Below are 14,727 nucleotides of genomic sequence, written 5' to 3'. Positions count from 1 at the left end.
GCCCTGTGCTCTTGCCCTGCTGCGTGTCGAGGGCGCCCTCCGGACCTTGTCGGTAGGGTTGCTGGCTCTCGTTGGGCGCTGGCCCATTGGGCGGCGGGTGGAGCGCTCTCCTACTGTTTGGCGCGGTCGATTATGGAGCGAGAGCGGCCCCGGGTGCGCAAGGCGCGAACGACCCGGACGTTGGCCTCATTCGAAGCCCAGTGTCCGCATCACTCGTTCGGCGAGCGCCGGTTCGTATTCGAGGCCCTCGGCCTCGGTGGGGACGCCGTTGGCGTAGTTGAAGGCGTAGACCCGGCTGATGTCGTCAGCGAGATCGTCCATCTCCAGTTTCCGGTAGGCCGCTTCCATGATTTGGAGCGCTTCGGGCACTGCAGGCGTGCGCTGGTAGTTGCGCAGGATTTCCGCGCCGCGGCGCGATGCGGCGAGGTAGGCGCCGCGGCGCATATAGTATTCGGCCACATGCAATTCATACATGGCGAGATTGTTGCGCAATGCGGTGATGCGTTTCCGTGAGTCTTCCGCATAGCGGCTGTTGGGAAACTTGTTGACCAGCTCCTCGAAGTCGCGAAAGGCGAGTCGCGCGGCGCCGGGGTCGCGCTGGGACGGATCGGTCGGTACGAAGCGATCGACGAAGGTCAGGCCACGGTTGTAGTTGATCAGGCCTTTCAGGTAGTACGCATAGTCGACATTGGGATGCGCCGGGTTCAGCTTGATGAACCGGTCGACAGCGGCGAGCGCGGAGTCGGGCTCGTTGTTCTTGTAGTAGGCGTAGGCGATGTTGATCTGTGCTTGCGTGGTATACGGACCGAATGGGTAACGTGCTTCCAGTTTCTCGTATAATTGGATGGCCTTGGTCCACCGTTCTTCATCGAGAGCAATCTTGGCTTCCTCGGCGAACTGTTCTTCCGTGTAAGCCGAGAATTCGTCCTGCGGCTCCTCGCTGTCGTCGCCCGAGAAGATGTTCGTCAGGGACGAGAAGTCCTTGGTGACCGAACACGCGGACAGTGAAGCGAACAGCAGCAGCATACCCAGGTGCCTCAAGTAGTCGGCGATCCTGGATCGTGAACGCGAGGAAACCATGCGGGAAAAGTCGTTCTGGACCGGGATTCGGGATTATACCGACAATCATGACTGATGCTTCAGCGCCGCCAGGGTCGGACCAGGTCGTAGCGATTCCGGATCATCTGGCTGGCCTGCGTTTCGATCAGGCATTGACCGAGCTATTTCCCGCGTACTCACGGAGCCGGCTCCAGAGCTGGATCCGCAACGGGTGTGCGCTGCTGGATGGCGCGCAGGTGGCGCCGCGGCAGCGCATCGTCGGTGGCGAAGTCGTGGCCCTGCGGGCGGACCTCGAGGAGACCGTGGGCGATGTCGCCGAAGATCTCCCGCTGCGTATCGTCCATCAGGATGCCGATCTTGTCATTATTGACAAACCGGCCGGACTTGTTGTCCATCCGGCAGCCGGCCATAGTCGTGGCACGTTGTTGAACGCACTGCTGCACGCGATGCCGGAATTGGCGAAGCTGCCGCGCTGCGGTATCGTGCATCGCCTCGACAAGGACACCAGCGGCCTGCTGATGGTTGCGCGCTCACTGATGGCCCATAAGTCGCTGGTGGAGCAGCTCCAGGCCAGGACAGCGCGGCGGCAATACCTGGCTCTGGTGCAGGGAGAGGTCATCGCGGGCGGGACCGTGGATCAGCCCATCGGCCGTCATCCGGTCGACCGCAAGCGTTTTGCCGTACACCATGCGGGTAAACCCTCCGTCACGCATTTTCGGGTTGAAGAACGTTTGTCCCAACACACCTTGCTGCGGGTCAGTCTGGAGACCGGCCGCACCCACCAGATCCGCGTCCACATGAGTCATCTGCATCATCCCCTCGTCGGCGATCCGGTCTACGGTCGGCTGCGCTTGCCGGCCGGCGCAAGCGAGGCGGTTTCGGTTGCGCTCCGCGGCTTCCGGCGTCAGGCCCTGCATGCCGAACGCTTGGGACTGCAGCACCCCACCAGCGGCGAATCGCTCGAATGGCGCGCTCCGATGCCAGCGGATCTTTGTGGCCTACTGGCCGTGTTGAGGGAGGAAGCATGACGTTCTGGCTGACGCCGGAATGGCCGGCGCCGCCGGGCGTGCGGGCCGCCAGCCTGCTGCGGGCCGGCGGATTCAGCCAGGGTTCCTACGCGGCACTCAATCTGGGCGATCACGTCGGCGACGCCGCCGACGTCGTGCAGCGCAATCGCCAGCGGGTGCGCGAGGCACTGGCCCTGCCCTCGGAGCCGGTCTGGCTCCGGCAGGTGCACGGTTCCCGCGTGGTCGATGCGGAAGGCGCCACGGGGTCGGAAGCGGATGGGGCGTTCACCTCGGCCATTGGGCCGGTCTGTGCGGTCATGACGGCCGACTGTCTCCCGGTGCTGCTGTGTTCCGTCGACGGGCAGTGCGTCGCGGCGGTGCATGGCGGATGGCGGAGTCTGGCGGCCGGCATCCTGGAAACGACCGTCACCGCAATGGGGACACGCCGCCTGATCGCGTGGCTCGGGCCGGCCATCGGGCCGGAGGCCTTTGAGGTTGGCAACGAGGTGCGCGATACCTTTCTGGCCGGCGATGCGGAGCTGGCTGGTGCTTTCCGTGCCGTTGGTGACGGCAAGTGGTTGGCCGACATCTACGCGATCGCCCGCCGGCAGCTGCACACCGTCGGCGTTGACGACTGCTTTGGCGGCGGGCACTGCACGTACAGCGATCCGGACCGCTTCTTTTCGTACCGGCGGGATGGCATCACGGGGCGTATGGCGACGCTGATATGGCGCGTGTAGGGCAGCGCATTCCCGCATGCGGGGCGGTGGCGGGATGCTGATCTGGATCGTGGCCTTTACGCTGCTAGGCGGGGTGCTGAGCGTTGCGGCGGCATCGATGCTGCTGCTGATCCCCCATCACCGTCATCCCGACATCGTGCCGCACGGCGTCAGTTTCGCGCTCGGTGCATTGCTGACCGTGGCCCTGCTGGACCTATTGCCCGATGCAGTCGAGAAGGTGGGACCGGAGCGCGTGGGCGGGCTGTTCGCGACGGTGCTGGCCGGGTTGATGGGCTTTTTCCTGCTGGAGAAACTCCTGATCTGGCGTCATTGTCATGCCAGCGAGTGCCACGTGCATTCGGAAGCGCACTTCCATCAGCCGGCCGGTACCTTGATCGTGCTCGGGGACGGCATCCACAATCTGGTGGATGGCGTCCTGATCGGCGCGGCCTTCCTCGTCGACATCCAACTCGGCGTCGTGACCAGTCTGGCCGTGGCGGCCCACGAGATACCGCAGGAAGTCGGCGATTTTGCAATTCTGCTGCAAAGCGGCTATCCGCCGGCCAGGGCCTTCATGTACAACCTCCTGTCCAGCCTCGGCGCGGTGGTGGGTGGGGTGCTGGCGTACCTCGGCCTCGAATCGATGCACGACAGCCTGCCGTACTTTCTGGCCATCGCCGCATCGAGTTTCATCTACGTCGCCGTGGCCGACCTGATACCCTCGCTGCACCGCAAGACGCGCGGAATCGAAACCGTGCAGCAGATCGTGTTCATCGCGGCCGGCGTGGCCCTCATTCTGACGGCGCAGTCGCTGGTGCACGATCTGGAACGGGATGGCGGCTCGGCGCACCCGGGTCCCGCTGCCGCGATCGCGCTGCCGCATTAGGTGCGGCCGGCGTTGGTCCCAGCATCTTTGCGGCGGCAGTCAACACGAGTTCACGGAGAAGTCATGGCTAGCTCAACGAGGAAGCGTATCCTGATCGTCGGCGGAGTAGCCGGAGGCGCGTCCTGTGCGACCCGCGCGCGGCGGCTTTGCGAGCGGTGCGAGATCGTCATCTACGACAAGGGGCCTTACGTTTCCTTCGCGAACTGCGGCCTGCCGTACTATGTCGGCAACGTGATCAAGGCCGAGGAAAAGCTGCTGATCGCGACGCCCGAGCTGTTCCGGGACCGCTTCAACATCGCTGTGCATCTCGAGCATGAGGTGACGCATGTCGATCCGCTGCGCCGCGTGATCGAGGTGCGGGATCTGCGCACCGGTGCCCGGCGCGAAGAGGCTTACGATGCACTGGTTCTGTCGACCGGAGCTCAGGCGATTCGGCCGCCGCTGCCCGGTATCGACCTGCCCGGTGTCCATGTGCTCAGAACCATCCCCGACAGCCGGAAGATACGTGCCGCGGTCGAGAGCGCACAGCGCGCGGTCGTGGTGGGCGGCGGGATGATCGGCCTCGAGATGGCAGAGAATCTCGTTCATCGCGGGCTTCAGGTGACGCTCGTCGAGCTGGCACCGCAGATCCTGCCGGTGCTCGACGCCGAGATGGCGGTGTACGTGGCGGAGCGCCTTGAGCAGCAAGGGGTGCGGCTGCTGTTGGGACAGAGCGTCAGCGCCTTTATCGAAGCGCCGAACGGTGGCCTGCGGGTCGAGACATCGGCGGGCGAGGCCATTGCGACCGACCTGGCCATCCTGGGTATCGGCGTCCGGCCAGCGTCGACGCTGGCCGCCGAGGCTGGGCTGCGGCTCGGCGAGCGGGGCGAGATCGTCGTCGACGAGTTTATGCAAACCAGCGATGCGCACATCTGGGCGGTGGGGGACGTCGTCGGCAGTCCGGACATCGTCACCGGGGTCAACCAGCCGGTACCGCTGGCGGGGCCGGCGAACCGGCAGGGACGCATCGCGGCATCGTCGGTGCTGCGAGGGCTCGGCGATCCTGATTGCCTGAAGCGCTCGCCGATGCGTTTTCGCGGCATTCAAGGCACGGCCGTTTGCGGTGCGTTCGGTCTCACGGTGGCTGCGACCGGCGCGACCGAGAAAGCCTTGCTGGCTGCCGGGCAGACCGATTACCAGAAGGTCTACCTGCACCCCGGCAATCACGCCTCGTATTTTCCGGACGCCAAGCCCATTCACCTGAAGCTCTTGTTCGCGCCGACCGACGGCCGGTTGTTGGGTGCTCAGGCCGTCGGCGAAGCCGATGTCGCCCGGCGCATCGATGTGATCGCCATGGCCCTGCAGATGGGCGGTACCGTGTTCGATCTCGAAGAGGCCGAGTTGTGCTACGCGCCTCAGTACGGTGGGGCCAAGGACCCCGTCAACATCGCCGGCATGATCGCCGCCAACCATGTTCGGGGCGATCTGCCGCTTGCGCGCTGGGAGGATCTGCCGGGCACCTCAGCCCTGGTGGTCGACGTTCGCAGTCGCGATGAATTTGCGCAGGAACACGTACCGGGGGCCGTAAACCTGCCGCTGGAGGAGTTGCGTGAGCGCCTTGTGGAACTGCCGCGCGATCGCGAATGTTGGCTGGTCTGCGGGGTCGGGCAGCGGGCCTACTTCGGGTTGCGGGCGCTGATGCAGCACGGTCTAAAGGTGAAGATCCTGTCCGGAGGCATGAAGACTTATCGGACGTTCGATGTCGGTTGATCACCGTCGGCGGCGTTCGGCAAGGGCGGGAGGCCTGGTGTTATCCTTGCCCGGCGCCCGTCTGCGTCAGAAATAATCACGAATACCTAGATATCAAGCATTCTCGGGAGGAAACGGTATGTGTTGGAGTGGAGAAGCGTCGGCGGTCCTCGCCACGATCGGCTTCGGAACCGCGACCTATGTCGCGTACAAGGGCGAGTCCAAGGAACTGTGGATCCCGCTGACGTACTTCGCCTGCATGGAATTGCTGCAGGCCGCAACGTACGTCTACATCGATCAGTGCGATGCGCCTCCGAACCAGATACTGACCTTGTTCGGCTATATCCACATCGCTTTCCAGCCCTTCTTCGTGAACATGGTGGCGATGTATTTCATTCCGCAGGAGGTCAAACAGCGCATCAGCACCATTGTCTACTCGATCTGCGCGGTCGGCGCCCTCGCCATGCTCGTCAAGATGTATCCGATGGCCTGGGCGGGTAACTGCATCGTCGGCTGGGAGGGCTTCTGCGGCACGCAGGCCTGCTCGGTGTCGGGAGATTGGCATATCGCGTGGCAGTTACCGCTGAACGGCCTGCTGTCGGACTCGCCCGAAAATGCGATCGGTTTCCGCTACGGGTTGCACGGCGTGACGTACATCGTGACGGCGTTCTGGATGCCGATCCTCTATGGTTCCTGGCGCTTCGTGGGATTCCATTATCTAGTAGGGCCGCTGATTTCGGACATACTGACCCGCGATCCGAACGAATACGCGGCGGTTTGGTGTCTGTTCTCGATCGCGCTGTGCGTTTCGGTGATCAAATCTCCGATACGGCGGTATCTGCATGTGGAAACCTGGCCCTACTACCGCAAGGCCTATGCCGTCTAGCCGCTGCCCGCCCGGGCCATACGTTTGGTCCGGGCGGGCGCGCCTGCGGAAACAAAACCTCGGACGGATTGTCGGACCATCGACAGCGGTCTCAGTATTTGGACTTGTTGGAAGGCTGCCGTGCCATCGCTGCGGCAGCACCGACACGGCATTACGCGCGATGACCCCGGGTGCGAAGCGATTTCCCCTTTCCTGCAATCCTCTGGAACTGCGGTTTTCCGCCGCGCTTACGGCGGGGGTCACCCGAATGCCATTTGTATCGGCGGGCTGAATGTAGGGCACGACGCCGCTAGCCATTGCTCGTTCTAGCTACCTCAACTTTCTCATCATGTCGAAGACCAAAGATATCGTCATCGTCGGGGCGGGTCCCGGAGGTTTATGCGCGGGAATGATCCTGTCGCAGCGTGGCTTCAATGTCACCGTGGTCGAAAAGGAGTCCGCCGTCGGCGGGCGCAACCGCCCGATCCATGTCGACGGCTACACCTTCGATACCGGGCCGACCTTTCTGATGATGAAGTTCGTGCTGGATGCAATGTTCCGGGAAGCCGGGCGACGGATCGAAGACTATCTGGAGACGGTTCAGCTGGACCCGATGTACCGCCTGCAATACGACGACCGCGAACTGCTGGTGTCGTCGGATCGCGAAGCGATGCGGCGTGAACTGCGGCGGGCTTTTCCGGAGGGCGATGCCGGTCTCGATGCCTTTCTGGCTAAGGAGGAGCAACGCTTCAAACGGCTCTACCCTTGTATCCAGCGCGACTACACCAGTTTCAGCCGCTTCCTGTCGTGGGACCTGCTGCGTGCGGTGCCCTATCTGGCCCTGCCGAACAGCGTCTTCAAGAACCTGGGGCGATATTTTGGCGAGGAGAAACTGCGCCTCGCGTTTTCCTTCCAGTCGAAATACCTCGGCATGTCCCCGTGGGAATGCCCTGCGTTATTCACGATGTTGCCCTTCGTCGAACACCGGTACGGTATTCATCACGTCATGGGCGGGCTCAACCGGATCTCCGAGGCCATGGCCACCGTGATTCGGGAGAATGGCGGCTCGATTCTGACGAATACCGCGGTGCGCTCGCTGGACCTCGACGGTCGCCGGGTCAAAGGCGTCGTGCTCGAGGACGGCGAACGGATCGCTGCCGATTCGGTCGTAGTCAATGCGGATTTCGGCTACGCGATGTCACGTCTGGTGCCGCCGGGCGTGTTGAAGAAATACCGCCCGGAAAAACTCGAAAAGCGCGAATTTTCGTGCTCCACCTTCATGCTGTACCTCGGCGTCAAGAAGCGGTACCCGCTGCAGCACCACAACGTCCTGTTCGCCGGAGATTATCAGACGAACATCAGGGACATTTTTCGCGACAAGAAGCTGTCCGACGACATGTCCATCTACGTCCAGAATGCTTCGGTCACCGACCCGACGCTGGCGCCTCCGGGCAAGTCGACGCTGTATATCCTGGCGCCGGTTCCGAACAATAGCAGTGGAATCGACTGGCAGGCCGAGAAGTCCGCTTTCCGCGACCGATTGCTCGACACGGTCATTCAGCGGACCGGCTTTGCGGATCTCCGCGACCAGATCGAGGTGGAACGGATGATCAGCCCCGGCGACTGGGAAGGCGCCCAGAACATCTATCAGGGCGCGACCTTCAACCTGTCCCACAAGTTTTCCCAACTGCTCTACCTGCGGCCGCGCAACAAGTTCGAGGAACTGGATAACTGCTATCTCGTGGGCGGTGGCACGCACCCCGGGAGCGGACTGCCGACGATTTACGTGTCCGCGCAGCTTTCCTCGAATCTGATCTGCCGCCAGTTCGGCATCCCGTATCCGCAGCCGGCTCCCTTGCTGGACGAGGCTGGCGCTTGACCCCGGCATGAGCACGACGCTGGATGCCGGACTCCGTCGTGGCTGATAGCGATCCCGCGCGGCGCGCTCACGAGTGCCTCGTCGCGGCGCGCGCGGCCTTTCCGGATTGGTCATCCCGGTCCGTTGCTGCGCGCGCGGCAGCCCTGGCCGCCTTGCGACGCGTCATCCAGCAGCGGAGTGACGAGATCGTCCAGATCGTCTGCCGCGATACCGGCAAGGTGCCAACGGAGGCCCTGCTCGGGGAAATCTACCCGACGCTCGAAATGCTGCGGTACTACGAGAAGGAAGCCGCTCGGCTGCTTCGAACTCAGTCCGTGCCGACCTCGGCGCTCGCCTATCCCTTTGCCAGCGCGTACGTCGAACGGCGGCCGTTCGGTACGGTCGCCGTGATTTCGCCGTGGAACTTTCCCTTTCAGTTGTCGCTGATTCCGGCGGCGACTGCGCTGCTGGCAGGGAATACCGTGTGTCTGAAGCCCTCCGAACTATGCGGGTCGGTCGCGGCGCTGATTGCCGACCTGTTGCGGGAGGTGCCGGCGATAGGCGCGGCGTTGACGGTACTCGAGGGCGATGGCGCAGCCGGGCGGGCCCTGGTTGCGGCCGGCCCCGATCTGATTTTCTTCACGGGTGGCGGGGAGGCGGGGCGCGCGGTCATGGCGCTGGCGGCCCGAAGTGGCACGCCGGTAATCCTGGAGTTGGGGGGCAAGGATGCGATGATCGTTTGTGCCGATGCACCCTGGGAACGTGCCGCGCGCGCGGCGGTCTACGGCGCCTTCGCGAACAGCGGCCAGATGTGTATCGCGGTCGAGCGTCTCTATGTCGAGCGGCCGATCTATCCGCGTTTCGTGCAGGACGTGGTTGCCGCGACGCGGGCATTGCGCGTCGGGACTGACGGCGACAGCGACCTCGGTCGGATGACCTCGCCTCGGCAGATCGAGATCGTCGAAGCGCACTATCGCGATGCCTTGGCGAAAGGCGCACAGGCCTCCGGACCCTGGCAGCAGGAGGGTGATTTCGTCCATCCGGTGGTGCTGTGGGATGTCGACCACTCGATGCAGGTGATGCGCGAGGAGACCTTCGGGCCGCTGTTGGCGGTCATGCCGTTCGACGACGAAGATGAGGCTGTTCGTCTCGCGAACGACACGCCGTTCGGCCTCAACGGCAGCGTCTGGACGACTGATCTCGCCAAGGGACGGCGCCTCGCCTCCCGCCTTGCGGTCGGGGGCTGCGCCGTCAACGACGTCATCAAGAACGCGGGGCACCCGGGCTTGCCGTTCGGCGGCGTTCGGCACAGCGGGTTCGGGCGTTCGCACGGTGCCGAGGGTTTGCTCAGCTTTACGCAGCCGGTCTCCGTGCTCGTCAACACCGGGCGCATGCCGCGCGAGCCGAACTGGTTTCCGTACTCGGCGGAGCGCTACCGCGATCTCCGCGGCTTCATGGACTTCGTGTTCGGTGAGGGTAGCCTGCCGCGGCGTTTCGTGCGCAACTGGTCGGCGCTCAAGAGCTTTCGCGAGTTCTTCACATTCAATCTCCGGCAGAAGTTGAACAAGGGCGGTTAGCCGCCTCGCCGGTGTCTGCGCAACGGGAGTCTCATGTCAGCAAGCGATGGCAAACAGGTGGTGGTGATCGGGGGCGGGCTCGGTGGGTTGTCGGCGGCGATCTCGCTGGCGACCGAGGGCTTCGCCGTCACGATCGTCGAGAAGAACGACAAGCTGGGCGGCAAGCTGAACGTGCTGCGCAAGGAGGGGTTCACATTCGATCTGGGGCCGTCGATCCTGACCATGCCCCACATCTTCGAGGCCTTGTTCACGCGGGCCGGACGGAAGATGTCCGATTACGTGAGCCTGTCCCCGGTGATGCCGCATTGGCGCAATTTCTTCGAGGACGGGACGGTATTCGACCTGACGCCTGACCGCGCCGCGATGGACGCCGAACTGGCCCGCGTCGCGCCGGAAGATGCGGCCGGTTTCTACCGTTTCCTGGAGTATTCGCGCAAGCTCTCTGCCATTACCGAAGAGGGCTATTTCGCGAAGGGCCTGGATTCATTCTGGGAACTCCTGAAGTGGTATGGCCCGGTGCGGAGTCTGCTGGGTTTCGATGTGTTCCGTTCGATGGACCAGGGCGTCCGACGGTTCGTCACCAACGACAAACTCGTCGATACGCTGAACTACTTCATCAAGTACGTCGGCTCATCGCCTTACCATTCTCCGGCCCTGATGAACCTGTTGCCGCATATCCAGTTCGGTTACGGCCTCTGGTACGTCAACGGGGGCATGTACAACCTGGCGGCCGGCCTGGAGCGGCTGGCGCGGGAACTGGGCGTCAAGGTCCGACTGAATACCGAAATCGTCGAGGTGCAGCGGGATGGCAGTCGAGTGAGTGCGGTGCTGACCGCGGCCGGGGAACGACTCCCGGCCGACATCGTCGTTTCGAACATGGAGGTCATTCCGGCGTTGCGGCGTTTGCTCAAGGCCGACGAGGCGGCGCTGCGTCCTCTGCGAAAGTTCGCGCCGACCTGCTCGGGCCTGGTCCTGCATCTGGGGGTCGATCGGCAGTACCCGCAACTGGCTCACCACAACTTCCTCTACTCGCGGAACTCGAAGGCACATTTCGACGCCGTGTTCCGCACCCGGCAGTTGTCCGAGGATCCGACGATTTATCTGGTGGCACCCTGCAAGTCCGATCCTGGGCAGGCTCCGGCCGGCTGCGAAGTCATCAAGGCGCTGCCGCACATCCCGCATATCGATGAGCGCCAACCCCTCACGCAACAGGATTATCTGGCATTTCGCGAGCGCGTTCTGACGAAACTGGAGCGCATGGGTTTGACCGATCTCCGCCGGCATATCGTCTGCGAGGAGACCTGGACTCCGCTGGACATTCAGGCCAAGTACTATTCCAATCAGGGCTCGATCTATGGTGTCGTCAGCGACCGCTTCACGAATCTGGGATTCAAGGCGCCCCAGCGCAGCGGGACATATCGGAATCTGTATTTCGTCGGCGGCAGCGTGAACCCCGGCGGCGGTATGCCGATGGTCACGCTGTCCGGACAGCTCGTTCGGGATAAGATTCTCGCGGATATCGCGGCGGCCTAAGCTTACGCTGAGTGACTGGCTCCGTGGGTGTGGTCAGGCGATACAGCCCTCTATCGCAGGAAGCGCCGCATCAGTCAGGGCAGGCAACTGCGTAGCGCGTGCGACACATCAACGGTACTAAGGAGCGCCTCCATGTGGAACAGCATCATGATCAAGGTCGCGATCTTCGGTCGCCATCTGGGGCAGTCTACTATTGCGTGCCTCACGGCCATGACTCAGGGCGACTTTTCGACCGTCACGCTGAAGCACTGGACTGTGGCCCTGATGACCGGGGCGCTGGCCGGTGCCTTCGCCGTTCTCGTCAGCTTCACGCCGCTGTTCCGACGCTATAACCCCATTGTGTCGTTTGCGCTCATTTCCTTTCTGGGCACGCTGATGGCCGATCGGCTGGCCCATCCCTCTGGGTTTGGCGGGCCGTGGACCGAGGCGCTGGCGACCGCTCTCGGTGCCGCTGCGATCAGCGTGGTAATTTCACTGGCGCCGGTCGCCGCAGCGGTCGAGCGCATGGAGAATCCGGATTTTCACAAACCGCCACGATGACGGCGTGCTCACCGCGTCGCGTTTGCTTCGGGGCTCGGCGATAATGCAGCCAGGCTGCGCATGGCCGGCCTGCGTTGTTCGCGGCGCCTCACGGGGTGACCGGTCGCCGCCATCTCCGCCCACCACGCGATGCCCGCCTGTCGTGCCGCCCCGGCGCGTCGAACCCTTTCCGTTCCTTCGACGGAGTGCGGCTGGGATACCGCGGAGCAGAGGCACGCGACCGACCGCGCCTGGCCAGAGCCAGGGTGGCTGAACGATCATTCTTGAGTACCAAAATAATGCGAATCGGAACCTGGGACGTGGAGCCCCTGTCGGTCATGCTGATCTTCGTACCGATCAGTATCGTATTGGAATTCCTGGAAGCCGATCCGGTCTGGATTTTTTCGATGTCGGGCCTTGCGATCATCCCTTTGGCCGGTTTGATGGGCAAGGCCACCGAACATCTGGCAGAGCATGTCGGTGCGGGGCTCGGCGGACTGCTGAATGCAACGTTCGGGAACGCGGCGGAGTTGATCATCGGCTTCATGGCATTGAAAGCCGGCTTGATCGATGTGGTCAAGGCCTCCATCACCGGGTCAATTATCGGCAACGCGTTGCTGGTGCTGGGCGGGGCAGTCGTGGTCGGTGGGCTCAAGCACCAGACCCAGTATTTCAACCGGACGGCTGCCAGCGTCGGCGTGACGCTGCTGTCGCTCAGCACGATCGGGTTGGTGGTGCCGGCGATCTTTCACATGGTGGTTGCCGGTCATCCCGCCGCTCACGAGCGCGAACTGAGCCTGGAGATCGCTGCGGTCCTGTTCATCAGCTACATCCTGAGCCTGATCTTCTCTCTGGGCACGCATCGGCACCTGTACGTCGGCGAAGCCACTCAGGCTGGCGACGAAGCCCTCGGTATGGAAACGTGGAGCCAGAAAAAATCGCTGATCGTCCTGTTGCTCGCAACGATGGTGGTAGCCGTCATGAGCGAATTCCTGGTCGGCGCCGTGGAGCACACCGCGCGAGCACTGGGAATGACCGATGTGTTCATCGGCGTGGTGCTCGTCGCGATCGTCGGCAACGCAGCCGAGCACAGCACTGCGGTGCTGATGGCCGCCAAGAACCAGATGGACCTGGCCATCAATATCGCGATCGGGTCGAGCATCCAGATCGCACTGTTCGTAGCGCCGGTGCTGGTTTTCACTGGCTACCTGATCGGCCAGCCGATGGACCTGGTCTTCACGACTTTCGAGACGGTCGCCGTGGTGTTGTCATCGTGGGTCGTGCTGGTCATCGCCATGGACGGTGAGTCGAACTGGATGGAAGGCGTCCAGTTGCTCGCTGTGTATGTGATTCTGGCGATTGCCTTTTACTTCCTCCCCTAGCCCAGCAGGAGCCGCTCGGAGCGTCCGGGCGCCGCGCATCGTCCGCGGGTTTTCTCCGTTCGTCTCGAAACGAAGGGCCGCGCCATGATACGCTCCGCCGGTCCGGAGCGGAGTCGCGGCCTGCGACAAACTCATCCGGCGACAACGACGTTCGGTTTGGCCCGTTTCCGGATCTGCCATCCGCCCGTCGGATACAAAACCAAGAGACGGGCGCCGCGTAGCGCTCGATCCGCAAAAAAGGGGAGGGGAGAGGTTATGGCACTGATCGCATGTCCCGAATGTGGGGCCGAGATATCCGACAAGGCGGTCGAATGCCCCAAATGTGGCGGGGCCTCTGGAGCGCCGTCAAAGGGCGGGCGTCGGTTGATCGCCGGGATCGGCGGCAAGTTCCAGGCCGTCGGCATCCTGCTGCTGGCGGCGGGCGTGATCGCTACGGTGATTGGGAACTGGTGGGGTCCGGCCGTATTGCTACCTGGAATCGTGCTGTTGATGATGGGGCGGATGACCTGATCGGTGGCCCGATGCGAGTGAGGGAATTCGCATCGGGCCGCTTCTGACCGGATCGGTGCCTGCGCGGGACACCGGCCGCAGGCCGGTGCTCAGGAGTTCCAGACCGCCCACGGGCAATCGCCGCGGGCGTCGCGACGATCGAAGGTGATCTTGTCCTTCAAGGTATCCATCGATGCCCAGAACCCCTGATGACGGGGTGCCCATAACTGTTTCTCGGCAATCAGGCGGTGGAAGGGTTCTTCCACGAGTTCCTCGCCTTCCTTGATGTAGTCGAATACCTGCGGACGCAGACAGAAAAAGCCGCCGTTCACCCAATGGTCCGATTCACTGACCGGCTCCAATTCGGTCACGAAGCCTTGCGGGTCAGTCCGGATGGCGTGATAACTTTGTGATGGCCGTACCGACAGAAATCCGGCTACGACGTCGCGTGCCTGAAAGTCGGCGATGTGCCGATCAAGTGGAAGGTCCGAGAGTCCGTCGGAGTAGTTCGCGAGGAACATCTCTTCGCCCTCGAGGTATTTCCGGACCCGCAACAGGCGCTGCCCGATATTCGCATGCATCCCGGTATCGACAAAGGTGATGCGCCAGTCGTCGATGTCGCTGGACTGCAGTTCGATCTTCTTACCTCCTTCCGACATCACGAAGTCATTCGACATGCACTCGTTGTAGGTCAGAAAGAACTTCCGGATCAGGTCGCCACGGTAGCCAAGGCAGAGGATGAAATCATTGTGGCCATAGTGAGCGTAATACCGCATCAGGTGCCAGATGATCGGCCGGTAGCCGATGTTGACCAGGGGTTTGGGGATAGTATCCGAATGCTCCCGAAGCCGTGTTCCGAGCCCGCCGCAAAAAAGTACTACTTTCACCGTTGTTTCCTCTGAATCCCACTTCCCGCCGTGGCAGTGGCTGAGCCACGCCTTCCCTCGCTATGACAAGGCGGCAGCCCCTTGCAGACAGCCACCGCGCCTGGATGACGCAGCACCTCTGCCTGCACCTGCACCCTCCGCAGGTAACCAACAGGGGCGCGCCGCATTCCGTCAGCGATCCTCCACACTGTCAAGACCGGATCGAGGCACTTGCCCCC

13 protein-coding genes are annotated in these 14,727 nt (G+C 63.0%); 11 read left to right on the top strand and 2 right to left on the bottom strand.

The window, feature by feature from the left end; translation table 11 throughout:
* Positions 1-186 precede the first annotated feature (186 nt).
* Positions 187-1,026 carry an outer membrane protein assembly factor BamD gene (locus BWR02_RS01325; RefSeq protein ID WP_129883137.1) on the bottom strand — a complete coding sequence of 280 codons (840 nt, stop codon included), beginning with the start codon at positions 1,024-1,026 and terminating at the stop codon, positions 187-189.
* A 101-nt stretch (positions 1,027-1,127) separates the two neighbouring features.
* Between BWR02_RS01325 and rluD the strand changes: the two genes are divergently transcribed.
* From rluD to BWR02_RS20760, 11 genes are all read left to right on the top strand, one after another.
* Entirely contained in the window at positions 1,128-2,087 is a 960-nt protein-coding gene (gene rluD, locus BWR02_RS01320) for a 23S rRNA pseudouridine(1911/1915/1917) synthase RluD (protein WP_139555962.1), read from the top strand.
* Positions 2,084-2,806 (top strand): peptidoglycan editing factor PgeF, encoded by a 723-nt coding sequence (gene pgeF / locus BWR02_RS01315; protein WP_139555961.1) that lies wholly within the window; start codon positions 2,084-2,086, stop codon positions 2,804-2,806. Before rluD ends, pgeF begins: the two co-directional genes overlap by 4 nt.
* Positions 2,807-2,840: 34 nt before the next feature.
* On the top strand, positions 2,841-3,671 hold the full coding sequence (locus tag BWR02_RS01310) for a ZIP family metal transporter (protein WP_129883012.1): 831 nt from the start codon (positions 2,841-2,843) through the stop codon (positions 3,669-3,671).
* Between the two features lie 63 nt (positions 3,672-3,734).
* On the top strand, positions 3,735-5,420 hold the full coding sequence (locus tag BWR02_RS01305; RefSeq protein ID WP_139555960.1) for an FAD-dependent oxidoreductase: 1,686 nt from the start codon (positions 3,735-3,737) through the stop codon (positions 5,418-5,420).
* 118 nt (positions 5,421-5,538) lie between these two features.
* Positions 5,539-6,285: a DUF5765 domain-containing protein gene (locus BWR02_RS01300; RefSeq protein ID WP_129883010.1), complete on the top strand. Its 747-nt coding sequence runs from the start codon at positions 5,539-5,541 to the stop codon at positions 6,283-6,285.
* Positions 6,286-6,580: 295 nt separating this feature from the next.
* Complete coding sequence (locus BWR02_RS01295; protein ID WP_268921373.1) at positions 6,581-8,143, top strand: phytoene desaturase family protein; 1,563 nt, start codon at positions 6,581-6,583, stop codon at positions 8,141-8,143.
* Between the two features lie 38 nt (positions 8,144-8,181).
* Positions 8,182-9,699, top strand: coding sequence for an aldehyde dehydrogenase family protein (locus BWR02_RS01290; protein ID WP_162559963.1), 1,518 nt, complete (start codon positions 8,182-8,184; stop codon positions 9,697-9,699).
* A 33-nt stretch (positions 9,700-9,732) separates the two neighbouring features.
* Entirely contained in the window at positions 9,733-11,232 is a 1,500-nt protein-coding gene (locus tag BWR02_RS01285) for a phytoene desaturase family protein (RefSeq protein WP_139555957.1), read from the top strand.
* 132 nt (positions 11,233-11,364) lie between these two features.
* Entirely contained in the window at positions 11,365-11,772 is a 408-nt protein-coding gene (locus BWR02_RS01280; RefSeq protein ID WP_139555956.1) for a hypothetical protein, read from the top strand.
* 278 nt (positions 11,773-12,050) lie between these two features.
* On the top strand, positions 12,051-13,133 hold the full coding sequence (gene cax / locus BWR02_RS01275; protein WP_139555955.1) for a calcium/proton exchanger: 1,083 nt from the start codon (positions 12,051-12,053) through the stop codon (positions 13,131-13,133).
* A gap of 255 nt (positions 13,134-13,388) precedes the next feature.
* Positions 13,389-13,643, top strand: a complete 255-nt coding sequence (locus BWR02_RS20760; protein WP_162559962.1) for a zinc ribbon domain-containing protein — start codon at positions 13,389-13,391, stop codon at positions 13,641-13,643.
* 89 nt (positions 13,644-13,732) lie between these two features.
* Here the strand turns inward: BWR02_RS20760 and BWR02_RS01265 are convergent, their stop codons facing one another.
* Positions 13,733-14,509, bottom strand: coding sequence for a sugar phosphate nucleotidyltransferase (locus tag BWR02_RS01265; protein ID WP_139555953.1), 777 nt, complete (start codon positions 14,507-14,509; stop codon positions 13,733-13,735).
* Positions 14,510-14,727 lie beyond the last annotated feature (218 nt).

The organism is Methylotetracoccus oryzae, from assembly GCF_006175985.1.
GTDB classification, from domain to species: domain Bacteria; phylum Pseudomonadota; class Gammaproteobacteria; order Methylococcales; family Methylococcaceae; genus Methylotetracoccus; species Methylotetracoccus oryzae.
The sequence above is the reverse complement of the archived record's forward strand: the minus strand, read 5'-3'. Positions and strand labels throughout refer to the sequence as shown.